Consider the following 17,936-nt stretch of genomic DNA (forward strand, 5'->3'; position numbering starts at 1 on the left):
GGCCGGCGCGGAACCGGGCTCGGTAGCACCGGCAACAGCCGCGGCAGGAGAAGTGTGCTGCGTTGTCATGACAGCCTCTTTTCAATCAGCGAAGTGACAATTTGCTGCAGTGCCACGAGAACCACGCAGCACAGGAAGAACATCACACCAAGTGCGGAACCGATGCCGTAGCGGCCAGAACCGATGCCGGTGACAATGATGGATTGGGTAACGGTGTAGGTGGCATTGCCAGGACCACCGGTGGTCAAAGTGAATGGCAGATCGTAGACCTTAAGGCCACCGGTCAGGAGCATGAAGATGGAGACGCCCATGGCGGGAACCATCTGCGGCAGCGTGATGTGCACGAATTGTTGGCCGCGGGTGGCACCATCCACCGAAGCCTGTTCATAGAGGTCGGCTGGAATGGCTTGCAGGTAGGCCAGGTACAGGGTGGCATGCCAGCCGACCTGCGCCCAGACGGCGATGAAGATCACGCAGAATTTGGCGAGCGCCGGGTCGGAGAGCCACGGGACCGGGCTCACACCGAGCTTGCCGAGGAACGTGTTGACGGCACCGGTGCCAAGCGGGGAGAAGATGTACTGCCACACCAGGCCGAGCACAGCCATCGATGGCACCGAGAAGAAGAAGAACAGGGAGCGCGCAAAGTTGCGTCCGAAGAACTTCCGGTTCAGGGTGACGGCCAGCGGTAAGGCGATGGCGGTGATCAGCACGGTGGTGGCCACAGTGTACAGCAGCGTGAAACCGAGACCGGCGAGCAGGGTCTGGTCTTGGAAGATCGCCTGGTAGTTGGCGATTCCCACGAACTTGGCGTTGGCGAAATCGTAGCCGTCGTAGTCGGTAAGGCTGAAGACGATGCTCTGGAGGAATGGGATCAGTACGATGATGATGTACACCGCGAGCAGCGGCAGCAGGAATCGCACGGAGGTGAGATTCTCCATGAGATTGCGGCGCTTGCGATCGCGGGTGTGTGAAGCTTCGAAGTCCTGGGCTGAGCCGGCAATGGCTCGGGCCGGGGCCGCGCCCGCCTCAGGAAGGGCGGACGCGGTGACTATTGCGGTTGCCTGTGACATGTCATTCACCTTCAGGACAGTGTCTTGAGCTTGGTGTCCAGGTTGGCGGTGGCCTGAGCCGGAGTGATGGAACCGAGCGCCACCTGCTGCAGCTGGGCGAAGGTTTCGGCGCGCAGTGCGCTGCGTCCGCTGGCCGGCCAACCGAGCGTGTTCAGATACACGTTGCCGGTCTTCAGGTAGAGGTCGTACGGCTCTTTGAAGGTCTCGTCGATGTCCGGCGTGTAGTTCTTGGTGGACGGAATCAGACCGATGTTGTCTTGGATAAGCTTCAGGCCTTCCTTGGAGGAGAGGAAGTCGAGGAAGGATTCAGCGGCCTTGAGCTTAGCTCCATCGATCTTGCCATTGATGGCGTAACCGGAGTCGGCGGCACCCGGGGCGTATGGCGTATCGCCCTTGTGCAGCATCGGCATCCTGCCGAATGCGAAGTTGATGCCCGCGTCCTTGAACGTGTTCACATCCCAGTATCCGGACGGCATAACGGCCAGGCGGCCTGCTGCGAATTCGGAGCGAACCTGATCATCCGCAAGACCAGTGACTTCGGAACCCATCACGCCTGCGCTGAAGAGCTTGGCCCACTGCTTGTAGTACTTGGTGTAGCTCTTGGCAAAGGTGGAGTCACCGTCGCCAATCTGCTGGTCGACGCTCTTGGACTGCTTGGAGGAATCGTAACCGATCCAGCCTTCCACCAGAGCGCCGAGGCCTGCCTTGGGCTCCAGGTAGGGCTTCTCCACACCAGCATCCTTCAGAGCCTTGAGCATGTCGATGAATTCATCCCAAGTCTCAGGAATGGAATCGTAGCCGGCCTTGGCGAGCAGGTCTTTGTTGTAAGCGTAAGCGTTGGTCCATGCGGTGATCGACATGGCGTATACCTTGCCGTTCACGCTGGCCTGCGCCTTGTTCGTGTCGCCGATGCGGCTCATGAACGATTCGTTAGTCAGATCCTTGGCTGCTCCGTTCTTCACCAGATCGCTCAGCTGCTCAGGTGGCGCCACGTACACGTCGGCAAGCTGGCCGCCGGAGATACGGGTCTGCAGCGTCTGCTGATAGCCTGCCTGAGAACCGTTGGTGGTGCTGAACTTGATCTTGATGTCCGGGTTCTTCTTTTCGAATGCGTCAATCACCGGCTGGTAGACGTCCTGCGTATTGTTCGCAAAGAACGTGAGCTCAGTCTTGCCGGAGGCGCTGCCTGATCCGCAACCTGCGAGGGAGGCAATCATGGCAATCGCGGCACCGGCGCCGACGATGGTCTGCCAGGTATTCTTCATGATGGTTCCTTTCATCAGAGCATGCTTGCGCCAAGCCTGTGAGTCGGGGGATTCGGCGCACATCACGCTAAAGGTGTGTGGCAAAGCGACGGATGAACTGCTTCGTTCTCGTTGTCGCTTTGTTGTTATTGATTTCATACTATTGCGCTATTTGCTTGATTTACCGGCATAAATTGCGCGCCAATATGAAATTATTGCTATTGGTTATAGGTGATTGTTGGGCATATTATTGCTGCTCTGATTGCCGCTTATGGCAATCAGCCGCGCAACATTTTCGGCCGTTCGCGCGAGGTTGCGCGGCCCTGCGGCAAGCGCCTGTTCCAAGGTTGTTGCTCCAGGAACGATGCCGAATATCGCATCGATGCCAAGGTCGTAGAGCGGGCCGATATCGCCGCCAACGTGCCCGGCAAGGGCGATGACGCCAATGCTTGGATTGCCTTGGCGCACGGCCTTGGCGACTCCCATCGGCGTTTTGCCATATTGGGTTTGCGCGTCGATGCCACCTTCACCGGTGATGCAGTAGTCCGCATCGGCGGCCCGTTGTGCAAGCCGTACGGTTTGTGCAACGATTTCCACACCGGATTTCATCTGCGCGTTGGTGAACGCCAGGAGCCCTGCACCAAGTCCACCGGCTGCGCCCGCACCCGGCATTTGTGCCACGTCACGGCCTAGTTGGCTGTTGATGATGGCGGCATAGTGGGCAAGGCTGGCATCGAGTTGGCTGACCATCGCCGGCGTGGCGCCTTTTTGCGGGCCGAACACGGCTGACGCGCCTTGCGGCCCGGTGAGCGGATTATCCACGTCGGAGGCGATGAGGATTTCCGTGGATTCTAGGCGCGGGTCGAGCCCGGCGGTATCGATGACGCTCAATTGGCTGAGCGCACCTCCCCCGCGCTTGATGGCATTGCCGCGGGCGTCAAGGAATCTGACGCCCAAGGCTTCGGCCATACCTGCACCGCCATCGTTGGTGGCCGAGCCACCGATTCCGATGATGATGCGGCGGGCGCCATCATCGAGGGCTGCGCGAATGAGCTGACCGGTACCGTAGGTGGTGGCGATCAGCGGATTTTCGGTGGACTCGTCTACGAAGCCGATACCTGAAGCCGCAGCCATTTCGATGACTGCGGTCGATGCGTCACCGGTAGCGTCGCCGTCAGCACCCAGCAATCCGTAGGTTGCAAGCGCCGGCCGCTGCAGCGGGTCGAGCACTTCGGCTTGGCGCAGTGCACCGCCGGTGGCATCCACCAGCGCTTGCACTGTGCCTTCGCCACCATCCGCCATCGGCACCATCTCGTATTCGGCATCAGGGAACACTGTGGCAAGCCCGGAGCGAATGGCTTCGGCCGCCTCACGGGCGGTCATACAGTTTTTGAACGAATCAGGGGCGATTGCGAACTTCACCTGAGCACCTCCCTTGCACTGCTTCCCTTGTTGTTGGACGGTACCAGTATCGCCGATGTCGCATGGTACATACAACCATCTTTAGGCCATGAATACTGAACAATTAGCCGATTATCATAGTATGCGTAACATATAGAGTCGCGATATAGCAATCAGGCAAAGGAGCCGCAGATGGATATCGATCCGCGCATCGCCTCCACCATCGTGGAGAACATCAAAGGCGCATTGAGCCACGACATCAACTTCTTCGACACCAACGGTCATATCATCGCCAGCACCGATCCAGCGCGCGTGGACACCGATCATGAAGCCGCGCGCATCGCCGCTCGCACCGGGCAGAGCGTGGCGGTGGATGCCGAGCACCCATTCGCCGGCGCGCGCGACGGCATCAATGTGCCAGTGATGCAAGGCGACGCGGTAATCGCCGTCATCGGCATCACCGGCGAACGCGCCGAGGTGGAGCCGTTCGGCAATGTCATCAAGAAAATGACCGAAATCCTGGTACGCGAGAATCTTGAACAGGTTTCCCGATTCGACAGGCGCATGATGGCCGCGAACCTGACGAACCTGCTTATCGCACCGCAGCCGGATACCGGGCTTATCGATTATCTGACGGACACGCTAAACGTGGATCTCACCGTGCCGCGCGTGGTGGTTGTGGGGCGGCTGCATATGCCGCAGAAGCTACGCAACGAGACCGTACAGCGCGTTGGCATTGCGCAAGATAACACCTACGACATAGTTGACCGGCTTATGGCGAATCAACCGCACAGCCTGTATTCGATTTATGGTGGCGAATTTCGTTTGATTCTCGCCGCGAACGGCAATGCTACGGATCCTGACACTTCAGCACAGTGGGAGGTGCTCAATCGGATTGCACAGGCGGTGTCACAATCCACTGGCTACCCGTTGGTGTTTGGCATCAGCGAGCCGGTGCACGCCATCGCCGACTACCGAGAGGCGTATCTGCAGGCCCGCAGTGCCGAACTTTGGCTGGCATTTCTGCATCAACAGCATAATGCTGAGACTCAGGCCGAAATCGAACATACCGCCGATGCCAATCACCCACGCACACTTGAGTATGACGATACCGCACTGGGTATGGCGTTGTGCGCGATCAAAGACACCACCGCCGAACGGTTTTCGAATCGAGTATTAAGCGGGCTCACCGAGGAGGAGAAGGACGAGGCAGCTGTATTGTTCGATGCCTATACGCGGCACAACGGCAGCATCGGACACACCGCCGAGGAACTATTTCTGCATAAGAACACCGTGCAGAATCGGCTAAATAAAATCGCCCGCGCAACCGGCTACAATCCGCGCGATTTAAGCGATTACACGTTACTGGCTTTAGCATTCGCACTGCGACGACTGCTGAAGTTCTGGTGGACCACGCCGTGACTTCAATATATTGAATATATTGCTGCATAAGGAAGCGCCGGCTTCCGGAAGAGGGAGAAGCCGGCGCGGAGCGGACCAAAGAGGTCACAGGATGTGACGATTCATCACCTCATCAGTGAAGAGGTTGGCCTGGATGTGGCTGGGGTCTGCAGCCAGGGCTTCAGTGAGGAAGCGCTCGGCTTCCTCATGTTCGCCTCGGCCGATGTTCGCGAGTCCCATCAGGTATTCGCAGTGGACACGGTTCATCTTCGTGTAGTCGTTTTCGAAGATAAGGAAGTCCGGCAGCGAGACGGCGAAGTAGTCGATCTTGACCTGATCGTCGAGGTGCTGCTCACCGTAGTCCAGCAGACGGTAGAAGCGGGCGTTGGCCGGACCTTCCTCGCCGAGCGCCTTGTGGGCGAGGCCCTGGAACAGAATCATTTCGGCGGGCTGGTCGTTGTAGTACATCGCACCCTTCACCTCGTCCGGGCCGATGGTGGCCTGACGGAATTCGGCGCGAGCCGCCTCCTCGTTGCCGAGCTGGCGTTCCACCACACCGAGGTAGTAGTGGATGTCGTTGTCCTTCTGGCCTTCGAGCTTGCCTTCGCCGAGGTTCTGCGGGTAGACGAGCGTCTTGACCAGCAGATCCTTGGCCTTGGCCCAGTCGCCGGCCGCCATAGCATCCTTGGCAAGCAGGGTCAGTGCGATGCGATACTGGCCGGTAATCTTGCCTTCGCCACCCTCCCACGGGTGGAAGCGACGCTGGCCCATCAGCTCGTAGGCCTTGGCGTAGTTGCCGGTCAGGTTGAGCACGGTCAGGTATTCGATGAACAGGTCGTCGCGCTTGGCCACCACGTCGAGATGTTTCTCAAACTCGGTGAGGCGCTGGGCGTAGGTCCAGCCGATCTTGCGGTGCAGCTGGTCGGTTTCCAGGAACACACGGGCATCGGATTCGTCGAGCGCGTAGGCTTGCTCGATTTCGACCTTGGCGGCAGCCGCGTCGCCGCGCTTGTTGTAGTAGGCAAGCGCCAAGTTGCGGTGTACGGTCGGGAATTCCGGATCGCGGTCGCGCGACTGTTCCCACAGTGCGATGGCCTTGTCTGCCTGCACTTTATCGTAGTAGAGGCAGCCGAGGTAGTACGGAGCCTTGGCGCCATCGACTACCTCGATGGCCTTCTCGAGCGGCGCGATATCCTCCAGCTTGTTCGGGAAGCAGTAGTCGCTCGGCGCGGCCTCGGCGGCTTCGAACGCGGCCTTGGATTCCGTCTCGCGGCCGAGTTCAGCAAGATAGTAGCCTTCATAGTACTTGACCATCGGCTTCGACTGATCAGCCTTGGCGAGCAGAGCCAGCGCTTCCTCGTACGCACCGAACAGCGCGTAGTCGCGAGCGGCCTGCAGGTAGTTTTCGAAGAAACCGCGCATCAGGCGTTCCAGTTCGGCCGCCTCTCCCCCGGCGAGCACTCGCTCATAACCGGAGACGAAATCGAACTCATCGATGGTAAGGTTCTCGGCGAGCGCCGCCGCAGCTTCATCCGCGCGGCCGAGCTTGCGCAGCACGTAAGCCTTCAGACCGCGGGCCTTGATGTTCATCGTGTTGCGGGTCAGCGCATTGTTCACATACTCCAGCGCATCCGTGAAGTCGCCCCGGCGGGCAGCAATGGCGGCCATGTAGAAGAAGGCGCGCTCCTTCTGCGTATCATCCCAGGTTGCCTTGAAGAAGGCGTCGAATGCCTCGTCGTACTTATCCTGCAGGAACAGGACCAAGCCGAGGTTGTAGTGCGGCTCGGAGTCATACGGCTGGGTGTTGTGCTTGGTCAGACGCTTGATTGCCGTACGGAAGTGGGCTTCGGCGCACTTGAATACACCGCGGCGCAACTGCAGACGGCCGTATGCATTGTTGATGCGGGCGTCTTGCGGGTCGCGCTTCAGGCCTTCGAGATAGTACGGGTCAGGCATGTAGGTGGCGTGACGGTACTGCTCCAAGTGCAGACCGGCGAGCAGCAGCTCCTCGTTGGTGGCGATCTTTGCGGGCTCGTCAGCGGCCTTGGCCGGCTCGGGCAGTTTGTCGATCTTCTTTGGTTGTGGGGTGTAGTCGATGAGTACGGTGCCGTTGGCGTCCGCTACGGTTGCGGTGATGTCGGTGGCCGGAGCCTCACCGGTTTCGAATTCGGCGCGAACGATATCGTTTGGGCTGATGGTGCCGGTGTAGGAATACAGCGTCTTGCCGCTCTTAGTGGTCACGGTTACGGTGGCGTTCTCGTACACACTGGTGGCGTACACGGTTACACGACCCTGACCGGCCTTCAGACCCTGTGCTTCGATGCCTTCGATCTCACCTGCGGCACCAAATGTATCTTCCGGACCGATTTCCAGGTTCACCGCGGCCTTGATGGACGCGTTCTTGACCTGCCCCACAGCCTTGTATGGCATGAAGTACTGGGTGAAGGTCTTGCCTTCGTAAGGCTTCAACCAAGTGAAGTCAGGCTGGTTGTCGGTGAAGACGCCGGTCATCAGCTCCACGTAAGGGCCGTTCGCATCGGTCAGATTGCGATCCCAGGCGCGGCCGAAGTCGCCGTTGCCCCAAGTCCACTGCTTCTTGCCGGGGCTGACGTGGTGGTCGGCCACATGCAGGATGCCTGCGCCCACGCCGAAATCATAGCCGCCGACGAAGTTGTAGTCGGAATGTGCGGCCATGTAGCTGGTCGGCACCGGCACGTTCTTGTAGCGGCCGATATCCACGCCGCGCGAATAGTCATGCTTGTAGTAGGTACCGGTGGCGATCGGATACCGGGAGACGTCGCGCTTGCCGTGGTCCATGACTGCGGTCACATCCGGCGGCATCACGGTTTTGGTGTGCTCGTTGACCGGCACGGCCGGGTTGGCCCACCACAGGAAGGTCTGTGGCAGTGCGGTACCGTTGTACAACTGAGCGGTGATTTCGATGTAGGCCTTCCCCGGGTGCAGGGCGATGGTGGTGACCACCTGGGTGCCGTACATCTGATCGGTGTCGTGGCACAGCACGGCCTTGCCGCCGTCCGGCAGGTCCTTGATGTCGTAATCCACCGGCGAGTAGGTGGTCGGACGGTGGTGCTGCGGCCAGTTGAATTCGATGCCGCCCGAGATCCACGGGCCGGTCAGGCCCACGAGCGCCGGCTTAATCACATCGTTGCGGTAGACGAAGTCATAATTATTGGTTTTGTCCTTGGCGTACTGGATGCGACCGCCGAGTTCGGGAAGCACAGTGATTTCAAGGTATTCGTTCTCGATGATCACGGCTTTGTAGGCCTTGTCATGCTTCTCATCGCTGATGGTTTCGATCACCGGGTATGGGTAGACGCGGCCAGAGCTGCCCTGGTAGACGCGCTTTTCGATGAACTGCGGGTTCTTGTCCGCAGCTCCGATCCCGTAGGTCGGAATGGTGATGACGGTGTCTTGAATGGTAACGGCCATGATTGCTCCACTTCGTTGTAGTGTTTACCGTTGTTGCGTTCTTCTTGGTTCTTGCGAACCACAATCTTTTGATTGATTGCCTTTAGTCTATGGCCGAAAATAGTGTTGACATCTAGAGTAATTGTTCTTCAATATGAAATAATTGCTATTCGAAAGCTGATGTTGGATACGACTGCTCGACACAGCTTGGCGCAAGGAGGCGGCAATGAAACCGGCGGAACATGGCATCCGGAACGAAGGCTCGGAATTCTATATCTATACGCCCAGCAAAACGGCGTTGCGCACGTTCCTGCATCCGCTGCGTGCGGGATTCTTCCACTACGAGGCCGGCTACCGGCAGGAGCGCAGCTCGTTCGACAGTTTCCTAATCATGGCGATCCGCTCCGGTTCGTTCGATGTGGTGTCGAAGTTCGGCGAGAGTGCACAGCATGCTTCCGCCGGCGACTTTGTGCTGGTTGACTGCTATGCCCATCATTCCTACAGCACATCCGAAGACAGTGACGTGCTGTGGCTGCATTTCGACGGCCCTACCGCACGCGCCTATTACGAGCTGATTCACGAGCGGCTTGGCTCGGTGTTTTCCTTGCGTGAACCAGGGTATGCAATCACGCAGCTGACGAAAATCTATGAGACCTTCCATATGGCCGCACGTATTTCGGAACCGTTGATGGCGAAGTACATTACGGACGTGCTTACCGAGTTTGCATTGGGCGCGGATGATGCGGCATCCGCTCCAGTTGGTGCCGCAGGTTCTGGAGCCGCACGCGGTGGTTCGGCGACATTGGCTGGCGGCGGAGCGTCGGGGCTTGCCGCCCGCCGCGGACCGCACGCCATTGAAAGCGTACTGGCCTATATCGCCAATCATTTGAACGAGCCGCTCACCGTGAGAGAGTTGGCCGGACTGGTTTATATGAGTGAGTACCACTTCATTCGCGTCTTTAAAAAAGAGACCGGGTACACACCTTATGCCTACGTGCTGGACGCCCGCATGCATGCGGCAAAATATCGCCTCATTAATTCGGATATTTCACTGCGGCAGCTCTGTGAGGAGTGCGGATTCACCGATACCAGCTCGTTCTGCGCCGCATTCAAGCGCAAAAACGGCGTCTCCCCCATGGAATTCCGCAAGCAAAGCGAAATTCGACGAAGCTAATGTCTACGCGCCCAATGCGGATAGCTTCAAACTATCTGCAGTTGAATTCCTCGGTCAACTCGTTGAGACGGGCGGCGAAGCGGGGCCAGTCGGTTTTCATGGCGGTCAGGAGCTTGCGGTCGGGCACGTCGTCGATCGGAACCCAGCAGATTTCCATGCTCTCATCATCATTGGCTTTGGGGTCAACGTGGTGGCCGGGCTTTTCGAACGCGAATACCGTGGCGTATGCCCAGTTGCCGTGATCCTCACGGTAAGAGCCGACCACTTCGATGTCCTCAGGCGTGATGTTCGCCTCTTCATAGCTTTCGCGCAGTGCGCCCTCAATCGGCGACTCACCATCTGCCGTGGCACCGCCGGGGATGCCCCACGTGCCGCCTTCCGCGCTCCATGCCGCGCGATGCTGCATCACCACGTGAGTGACCTTGCCGGTAGTCGGGTCGCGGCGTGCCAGCAAAATGCCCGAAGCACCATTCGTGCCCCAATGCTTGCGACCGCATGCGCAGTCCACCCAGCCATCACCGGGCTGATGTACATTTTCCACAGGTGGCAGATTGTCCTTTCCCGCCATGGCGATGCCGGCAGCATCCGCGGATTCCGGCGCGATTTCGCCGCGTTGTACGTTCCACAAATCGGTCCATTCGACGCCCAGTTCGGCGGCGAGCTTACGCAGCAGCGGCAGGCTGATGCCGATGATGCCGTGCGGGTCGCCTTCAATGCCGTCGATGAACGCGCCGCCGAAGCCTTCCAGCGTGAACGAGCCAGCCACTTCCAACGGCTCACGGGTGGCGATGTAGCGCTCGATGTCCTTGTCTGAGAAGTCTCCGAAGTGCACGATGGCATGACTGGCACCACGTGCCACGCGACCGGTGGCGAAGTCGATGATGCAATGGCCAGTCCACAGTTCGCCACTATTGCCGCGCATCTTACGCAGACGTTCGCGTGCAACTTCGGCGCTGTGCGGCTTGCCGTAGCATTCGCCGTCCATCAGGAACATCGAATCGCAACCGATAATCAGTGGACCGACCGTGGATCGCGTGAGTCCCGGCTGTAGAGCGATGATGTTGGAAATCGGCTCGGTCACGGTCGGCATATCCACGCCGGAGAAGTCGCGGGTGGTGGCGATGCGGTCGGAAGAATAATCAATAGAAGCATTCAAGGCAGCGTCGGCATCTGGAGCTGCCTCAGCGTCCTCAGCCTGTACTTCCGCAGCCCTGAGTGGGTAAGCGATCACACGATTGCCGGTTGCTGCGGCCGCGGTATCGGCTACATCACGATATGCGCGATGTACAGCTTGCGCCTTGGCCTCGGCCAGAATCATCACCCGCTGTTCCACAGTCAGATCATCAACAGTAACCCCGGTCTTGGCGGCCGCGGCTTCAAGCGCTGCCGGCTCGTCCACATGGGAAACGCGAATCGTGGGGCAAATGCCAGCCGCATACAGCACATCGCGGCGCGGCTTGGACTGAGACGCAAGAATCAGCGGAATAGACATATACCCTCCTGGCTTCGGTTACTACCTTGCATTGTATGGATGGGCGCGGGCATTGCGGAACGTACGCCCACCGCAAGCAGAACCCACTCGCACCCACAAAAGACACCAAGTATGCGCCCAAACCATGGTTCCGCATACATAATGAGGATTTTCATACCAAAACAGACACTATGTATGCGGATGCTTCGTCCAGCCGCATACATAGTGTTTGTTTAACGATAAAGTCACGCTCATGGTGACTACAGAACCGCTACCGAATGGTTAGCGGCGTTCGATTTCGACGCCCTTGGTGTTGATGGGCAGGTGCAGTACACGCCAGTGGCCGGACGCCAGCTGAGTGGCGGCCACCTGGTCGATTGCCTCGCGCGCGTTGCCGTAGTGCAGCACGAGCACGCACGGGCCGGCACCGGAAACGGCGGCGGCGTAGCCCTTGGCACGGAACATGTCAATCAATTCGGATGACGGCGGCATCAGCGGGGTGCGATATGGCTGGTGCAGTCGATCCTGCGTGGCGGTAAACAGCAGCGCATTGGCCTGTGCCGCCGCGGTGGCGAATGCGGCCGGAGTCACTTGAGCGGCATTCGCGGTGCCCGCGCCCGCAACACCGGCAGCAGCACCGCCCAGCGCATCGGCACCGCCCTGAGCCTCGGCCTGTGCCAACACCACCGGGTTCATCGCAGCCGGCAGCAGCCCCACGCGGGAGACGTTGTACACCGCATCCTTATGCGGCACTTCCTTAGGCAGCGCCTGACGTGCCTTTTCAGTGGACAGCTCATAGTCCGGTACGAATACGGCCGCAGTGATGGCCGGGTCGACCGGATAGTTGACGGTATGAAAACCGCCGTGCAGCGGTTCGCCGCCGGGGATGGCCACCGAGCCAACGCCCTCGGCCGTGGCGAAATCCCAAGAGACCGTGAGTCCGCCGAATACGGCCGGAGCCACATTGTCCGGGTGACCTTCGATCTGTGCGGCCATATCGAAGATGGCCGGGCGGTTCAGCTCACCGGGCTGCGCGAAAGCGGCCGCGGCCGCGATACCGGCAACGATGGCTTCGGCGGAGGAGCCCATGCCGCGAGCCTGCGGAATGTTGTTGGTGGCTTCAAGCGTGAAGCCGACACGGCCCAGACCGAACGTGGCGCAGGCGCGGCGGAACGTGGAGACCACCAGATGCGTTTCGTCGCGTGGCAGCGTATCCTCGCCCTCACCGTGGATGAACACGTGGGCGATGCCGTCCGTCGGATCCGGATTCAGCGTGAACGTGAGCTCGTCATGGTAATCGAGCGCCAAGCCCACGGTGTCGAAACCGGAACCAAGGTTGGCGGACGTGGCCGGCACGCGAACGCGCACCTGTGAACAGATTGGATTCATTGGTCTCTCCCTCAGCCAACTTCGTTGGCGGCTCCCTCATCAGAGGGAGCCATTGCTATCAGCGCCAGCAATCACACTCCATACAACGTTTATCGCTGCTCGCTGCTACTGAAGGCCCACTGGGCTTTCAGTCAGTCCAGCACGCGCAGGATGGACGGTTCGCCGGTCACGAAGTCAAGCGCCTGCACGGCCTTAACGGTCTCACGCAGCGTCTCTTCGTCGGTCAGGTGGGTCACCACACGCAGCTGCTGGATCTCGCCGTCGTAACCGGGGTCGGTCATCGTGGGCTTCAAATCCTGGTTCACGCCGTTGATGGAGACGCCGTTCTTGGCGAACTCGGCGGCGATGGCAGCCAGCACGCCCGGCTTGTCGTGGATCAGGAAGCGCACGGCGAATGCGGCCTTGGATGCATTGATCGGAGCCTTAGGCAGGTCCTTGTACAGCGGAATGGACGGGCCCGTGCAACCGGCTGCAATGTGTCGAGCTTCGGTCACCACATCGCCCACCACGGCGGAAGCGGTCGGAGCGCCACCGGCACCGCGGCCGTAGAACATCAGATCATCGGCGGCTTCGGCCTTGACGAAGATCGCGTTGAACGAACCATGTACCGAGGCAAGCGGGTGGGTTTCCGGAATCAGCGCCGGGTAGACGCGTGCGGAAACGCCAGCCTCACCGTTCTCCACCACGGCAAGCAGCTTGATGACCTTGCCTTCAGCGGTGGCTGCGGCGATGTCGTCGGCGGTGATCTTGGTGATGCCTTCGACGGACACATCGTCGATGGTCACCGGGGTATGGAAGCCGAGCGTGGCCATGATGGCGGCCTTGTTCGCGGCATCGTAACCTTCGATGTCGCCGGTCGGGTCGGCTTCGGCATAGCCCTTGGCCTGAGCGTCCTTCAACACATCGTCGAACTGGAGACCCTTGGTGGTCATCTCGTCGAGGATGTAGTTGGTGGTGCCGTTGACGATGCCCAACATGCTGGTCACCTTGTCGCCCACGAGGGATTCGCGCAGCGGACGCAGGAACGGGATAGCACCACCCACAGCAGCCTCGAAGTAGATGTCAACACCCTTGGCCTCAGCCGCAGCGTAGATTTCCGGACCATACTTGGCCAGCAGCGCCTTGTTCGCGGTGACCACGGATGCGCCGGATTCGATGGCGGCGAGCACGAACTTGCGAGCCACGGTGGTGCCGCCAATCAATTCGATGACGATATCCGAGTTGGTGGCCACGCTCATCGTATCGGTGGTGACGATGGACTGGTCGATCCACGGGAACTTCTCAGTTTCCTTCGGGTCGAGGCATGCCACACCGGTCAGCTCGATCGGACGACCGATACGAGCGGAAAGCTCGTCCTTCTGCTCAACGATCAAGCGGGCGGTCTGGGAGCCGACCGTGCCAGCGCCCAGCAGGCCTACGCGAATCGGGGTTTCGTTCTGTTCTGCCACTTCAAATCCTTCCAAAACAAGCTGCTATATCCCACGGCCATTGTACGGATTGATTGCTACAGCGGCCGGGAATCGTCCATTCGCCTCGGGCTTCGGTCTCACTCGCTGACGTCAAGGTCCAGCAGGTCGTCGATGGTCTGACGGCGGAGCATCACATGCGCACCGGCCTCGGAAACACCCACAACAGCCGGGATCAGCGCCTGGTTGTAGTTGGAGGCCATCGTGCGGCCGTATGCACCAGTCACCGGCACTGCGAGAATGTCGCCGCGCTTCAGATCGGCAGGCAGACGCACCTCATGTACCACGATGTCACCGGATTCGCAGTGCATGCCGCACACGCGGGCCAGCATCGTCTCATCGGAGCCCTTGCGATTCGCCAGTCGAGCGGTGTAGTCGGCACCATAGAGCGCCGGACGAATGTTGTCGGACATGCCGCCATCCACGGACACATACACGCGTTCGCTGATCGGATTGCCTGCGGAATCCTTGGCATCGCTCAGGTGCACATGCTTGATGGTGCCCACGCGGTACAAGGTCACGCCGGCCGGAGCCACGATATATCGGCCCGGTTCGAAGCTGATCGCGGGTGCGGGCATGCCGAGCGCACGGTTGGTGGAGGCCACGGCGTCGGCAAGACGGGCGAGCTCCACGTCAATATCCATCGAATCCTCGCCGTCCGTGTACGCCACGGAGTAGCCGCCGCCCAGGTCGATTTCCGGCAGCGTGAACGCATCGGTGGCGTACAGGGTCTTGCGCAGCAGCATCATGCGCTTGCCGGCTTGGATGAAGGCGTCCGCGTCGTGGATGTTGGAGCCGATGTGCGAATGCGCGCCCACCAGTTCGAGCACATCCTGATTGGTCAGAATGGTCTTGAGCACGGCGATGGCCGGACCGTCCGCGATGGCGGTCATCGCTTCGGCCAGCGCCTTGTCTTTGTCGGAAACCTGCTCGTGGGAGAGGTCGTACGGGTACTTCAAGTCGTACTGCAGCTTGCGTTCGCCTTTATGCCCGACTGCGCCGGCTGCCTCGGCAGCATCGGCAGCAGCATCTGTATGCTCAGCGAATCGAGCGTTAGTGACTGCTGGAGTCACGTCCGCGAGATTCTTGAGCGCAGTATCCAGTACTGCGGCATCAGCACCGGCTGGCAGCAGCGGTACGCCGAACTTCTGGTCCTCGTGCGCAGTGGAAATATATTCATGACCGCCCGCGTGCACGCCTACGGTGACGCGCAGCATCACACGCGCACGCTTGCCGAGTTTGCGAGCGATGGCGGCGATGCGCTCAGGTTCCTCGGGCTCGTCGACCACGATTTTGGCGAAGCCCTGTTCAATCGCCAGTGCGATTTCCTCGTCGGACTTGTTATTGCCATGCAGCACCAGTCGACGGCCGGGAGCGCCTGCGGCGAGGGCGATTTTCATCTCGCCCATCGTGCAGGTGTCCACATACATGCCAGCCGCAAGCACGAGTCGCACGATTTCCTTGGAGAGGAAGGCTTTACCGGCGAAGCTCACGTGCGTGGTGGAGTTATTGAAGGCGTTGGCTGCCGCGCGTACAAAGTGATGTGCGCGTTCATTCACCTCATCGGTGTCGATGAGGTAGAGCGGTGAGCCGAACTCGCCCAACAGCGATTCGGCGGTGCGGCCATGGAATTCAATGGCACCGTTAGCGTTGACGGCCGTAGCAGCCGGCCAAATTGGAGTAATAGGCATAATTAATCACATCTTCTCGGGACGGACAGTCCTGTGGACTGTCCATAGCAGCGAACAGCGATAGCGTCGTGAGCGTCGCGGAATACTGCGATGGCCGTCAGGCCATCACATCTTCTCAGGGGCGGAAACACCAAGCAGGTCAAGGCCAGCGGCAATCACGTTGCGCACGGCATCGTTGAGCTTCAGACGAGCAGCAGCACGAGCCGGCTCTGGAGCCTTGGCGATACGCACGGCTTCAGCGTCGTCACCGCGGGTTTCCGGATCGGTCAGAGTCATCGGCACCACGCGCTCGACGTTGTACCACTTGTGGTAGGCGGCTGCCAGATCCTCAAGGTAGTGGGCCACGCGGTGCGGAGCGCGAGCGTCACCGGCCAGAGTCACCAGTGCCGGCCACTGGGCGAGCGCGGCGAGTACCTCGCCGTCAGCCTCGGTATCAAGCAGGCTCAGATCAGCGCCGTCGTACGAAATGCCTGCTGCCTCGGCGTTGCGGTCCACGTTGCAGGAGCGGGCGTGCGCATACTGCACGTAGTACACCGGGTTGTCATTGGAGTGAGAGGCGAGCAGGTTCAGATCGATGTCCACCGGGGAGTTGTAGTCGGTGCGAGCCAGCGAGTAGCGGGAGGCGTCCACGCCGATGGCCTCGACCAGGTCGTCGATGGTGACGACGTTGCCGGCGCGCTTCGACATGCGCACGGCCTTGCCGTCCTTCAAGACGTTAACCAGCTGACCGATCAGGATCTGCATGTTCTCGCCGGGCTTGTCGCCGAAGGCAGCGCACATGGCCATCATTCGGCCGATGTAGCCGTGGTGGTCGGCGCCGAGCATGTAAATCGCCACGTCGGCCGGATCGGTGGCGCGATGGCGCTTGTTCCAGTAGTAGGCGATATCGGCGGCGAAGTAGGCGAATTCACCGTTGGACTTCAGAATCACACGGTCCTTGTCGTCGCCGTGCTTGGTGGATTCGAACCAAGTGGCGCCATCCTTTTCGTAGATGTCGCCGCGTTCGCGCAGCACTTCGATGGCGCGATCAACTTCGCCGTCCTGGTACAGGCTGTTCTCGTGGAACCAGACGTCGAAGTGCACGCGGAAGTCCTTCATGGACTTGCGGATTTCGTCGAACATCATCGGCACAGCGCGCTTGCGGAACTCCTCGCGCACTTCGGAATCGGACTCGCCAATCGGCTCGCCATCAGCGTTCAGGCCCTGGTCCTCATGCTGCAGAGCGGTCAGATCCACACCGTCGGCCTTGGCTTCGGCCTCGACGCGGCGGGCGATCTCGTCGATGTACGCGCCCTTGTAGCCGTCGAACGGGGTTTCGGTCTGATAACCGGCCTCGCCCAAGTTGTTGTCATGCGCCCAGGCGGCAACCAGCGACTTGGCGAAGCGGTTGATCTGCTCGCCGTGATCGTTGAAGTAGTATTCGCGCACCACCTTGGCACCGTTGGCTTCGAGCACGCGGGCCATCGAGTCGCCGGTAGCGGCCCAACGGGTGCCGCCGATATGAATCGGACCGGTGGGGTTGGCGGAAACGAACTCGAGGTTCAGGGTCTTGCCGGACAGGTGATTGTTGCGGCCGTACGTGGAGATGCCGCGCTCGTCGGCGGGTGCGCTCAGCACCTGATCGACCACGGCTGCGGCGGAGGCGGAATCAAGAGTAATGTTGATGAAGCCGGGGCCAGCCACTTCCACGGACTTGATGCCATCGGCTTCGGCGAGCGCGGCGGCGAACGGCTCGGCCAGGTCGCGCGGCTTCATGCCGGCCTTCTTGGCCAGCTGCATGGCGATGTTGGAGGCCCAGTCGCCGTGTGCGCGGTCCTTCGGGCGCATCACGGTCAGCTTTTCGACGGGCGGAATCAGCTCGTCGGTCAACGTACCGGCCTGACCAGCTGCGACGAGGTTGTGGGCAATCTTGGAAATCAGTTCACTTAACGCTTCAGGGCTCATTCTTCTAAGGATACCGAGAACACAGACAGTGCCCGCACCCCTCAGTCGAATGAATAAGAACACTCAGACTCATCGCTGCCTCATGAACGAACCGAGCAAGCCAACAGCGCAACAGTCGCCTTTGAACTGTTCCTTATTCGCCGTGCCATTCCTTCGCTTATACATACCGCCTCATTATCGCCTTTCCCGAGCCATTGCACCGAGCAGAGGCTCGCCGCACCCATATACATACCGACCGACGGTATGTATAGTGCGA

At 60.0% G+C, this 17,936-nt stretch carries 10 protein-coding genes and 2 pseudogenes; 2 read left to right on the forward strand and 10 right to left on the reverse strand.

Features of this window, described 5'->3' with window-relative positions:
- Window positions 1–65 precede the first annotated feature (65 nt).
- The 3 genes from CSQ86_RS08525 to CSQ86_RS08535 form a co-directional block, all read right to left on the reverse strand.
- The gene (locus CSQ86_RS08525; protein WP_240542303.1) at window positions 66–1,070 is read right to left on the reverse strand and encodes a carbohydrate ABC transporter permease; all 1,005 of its coding nucleotides are present in this window, start codon (window positions 1,068–1,070) and stop codon (window positions 66–68) included.
- An 11-nt stretch (window positions 1,071–1,081) separates the two neighbouring features.
- Window positions 1,082–2,335 carry an ABC transporter substrate-binding protein gene (locus tag CSQ86_RS08530; protein ID WP_100494698.1) on the reverse strand — a complete coding sequence of 418 codons (1,254 nt, stop codon included), beginning with the start codon at window positions 2,333–2,335 and terminating at the stop codon, window positions 1,082–1,084.
- Window positions 2,336–2,539: 204 nt separating this feature from the next.
- Entirely contained in the window at window positions 2,540–3,736 is a 1,197-nt protein-coding gene (locus CSQ86_RS08535; protein ID WP_100494699.1) for a glycerate kinase family protein, read from the reverse strand.
- Window positions 3,737–3,907: 171 nt separating this feature from the next.
- On the opposite strand from CSQ86_RS08535, the gene CSQ86_RS08540 reads away from it, so the two are divergent.
- On the forward strand, window positions 3,908–5,137 hold the full coding sequence (locus tag CSQ86_RS08540) for a CdaR family transcriptional regulator (RefSeq protein WP_100494701.1): 1,230 nt from the start codon (window positions 3,908–3,910) through the stop codon (window positions 5,135–5,137).
- A gap of 84 nt (window positions 5,138–5,221) precedes the next feature.
- Here CSQ86_RS08540 and CSQ86_RS08545 read toward each other — a convergent pair whose 3' ends face one another.
- Window positions 5,222–8,566 carry a DUF5107 domain-containing protein gene (locus tag CSQ86_RS08545; protein ID WP_100494703.1) on the reverse strand — a complete coding sequence of 1,115 codons (3,345 nt, stop codon included), beginning with the start codon at window positions 8,564–8,566 and terminating at the stop codon, window positions 5,222–5,224.
- A gap of 205 nt (window positions 8,567–8,771) precedes the next feature.
- Here CSQ86_RS08545 and CSQ86_RS08550 point away from each other — a divergent pair, with 205 nt between their 5' ends.
- Window positions 8,772–9,719, forward strand: a complete 948-nt coding sequence (locus CSQ86_RS08550; protein WP_100494705.1) for an AraC family transcriptional regulator — start codon at window positions 8,772–8,774, stop codon at window positions 9,717–9,719.
- Window positions 9,720–9,750: 31 nt separating this feature from the next.
- Here the strand turns inward: CSQ86_RS08550 and CSQ86_RS08555 are convergent, their stop codons facing one another.
- The 6 genes and pseudogenes from CSQ86_RS08555 to argS form a co-directional block, all read right to left on the reverse strand.
- Window positions 9,751–11,211 (reverse strand): Maf family protein, encoded by a 1,461-nt coding sequence (locus CSQ86_RS08555; protein ID WP_100494707.1) that lies wholly within the window; start codon window positions 11,209–11,211, stop codon window positions 9,751–9,753.
- 261 nt (window positions 11,212–11,472) lie between these two features.
- A pseudogene (locus CSQ86_RS10160) lies at window positions 11,473–11,763 on the reverse strand (homoserine kinase); the annotation flags it as partial.
- Between the two features lie 83 nt (window positions 11,764–11,846).
- A pseudogene (locus CSQ86_RS08560) lies at window positions 11,847–12,579 on the reverse strand (homoserine kinase); the annotation flags it as partial.
- Between the two features lie 131 nt (window positions 12,580–12,710).
- Window positions 12,711–14,027 carry a homoserine dehydrogenase gene (locus CSQ86_RS08565; protein WP_100494711.1) on the reverse strand — a complete coding sequence of 439 codons (1,317 nt, stop codon included), beginning with the start codon at window positions 14,025–14,027 and terminating at the stop codon, window positions 12,711–12,713.
- A gap of 98 nt (window positions 14,028–14,125) precedes the next feature.
- A complete protein-coding gene (locus CSQ86_RS08570; RefSeq protein ID WP_100494712.1) occupies window positions 14,126–15,736 on the reverse strand; it encodes a diaminopimelate decarboxylase family protein in 1,611 nt (536 codons plus the stop codon).
- 105 nt (window positions 15,737–15,841) lie between these two features.
- Window positions 15,842–17,680 carry an arginine--tRNA ligase gene (gene argS, locus CSQ86_RS08575; protein ID WP_100494714.1) on the reverse strand — a complete coding sequence of 613 codons (1,839 nt, stop codon included), beginning with the start codon at window positions 17,678–17,680 and terminating at the stop codon, window positions 15,842–15,844.
- Between the last annotated feature and the right edge of the window lie 256 nt (window positions 17,681–17,936).

This window comes from Bifidobacterium felsineum (genome assembly GCF_002802915.1).
GTDB classification, from domain to species: Bacteria; Actinomycetota; Actinomycetes; order Actinomycetales; family Bifidobacteriaceae; genus Bifidobacterium; species Bifidobacterium felsineum.

Excerpts from the sequence above, each read along its gene's own strand:
- argS (WP_100494714.1), bottom strand. The coding sequence starts at position 17,680 with ATGAGCCCTGAAGCGTTAAGTGAACTGATTTCCAAGATTGCCCACAAC.
- CSQ86_RS08570 (WP_100494712.1), bottom strand. The coding sequence starts at position 15,736 with ATGCCTATTACTCCAATTTGGCCGGCTGCTACGGCCGTCAACGCTAAC.
- CSQ86_RS08540 (WP_100494701.1), top strand. The coding sequence starts at position 3,908 with ATGGATATCGATCCGCGCATCGCCTCCACCATCGTGGAGAACATCAAA.
- CSQ86_RS08530 (WP_100494698.1), bottom strand. The coding sequence starts at position 2,335 with ATGAAGAATACCTGGCAGACCATCGTCGGCGCCGGTGCCGCGATTGCC.
- CSQ86_RS08545 (WP_100494703.1), bottom strand. The coding sequence starts at position 8,566 with ATGGCCGTTACCATTCAAGACACCGTCATCACCATTCCGACCTACGGG.
- CSQ86_RS08550 (WP_100494705.1), top strand. The coding sequence starts at position 8,772 with ATGAAACCGGCGGAACATGGCATCCGGAACGAAGGCTCGGAATTCTAT.
- CSQ86_RS08555 (WP_100494707.1), bottom strand. The coding sequence starts at position 11,211 with ATGTCTATTCCGCTGATTCTTGCGTCTCAGTCCAAGCCGCGCCGCGAT.
- CSQ86_RS08525 (WP_240542303.1), bottom strand. The coding sequence starts at position 1,070 with ATGTCACAGGCAACCGCAATAGTCACCGCGTCCGCCCTTCCTGAGGCG.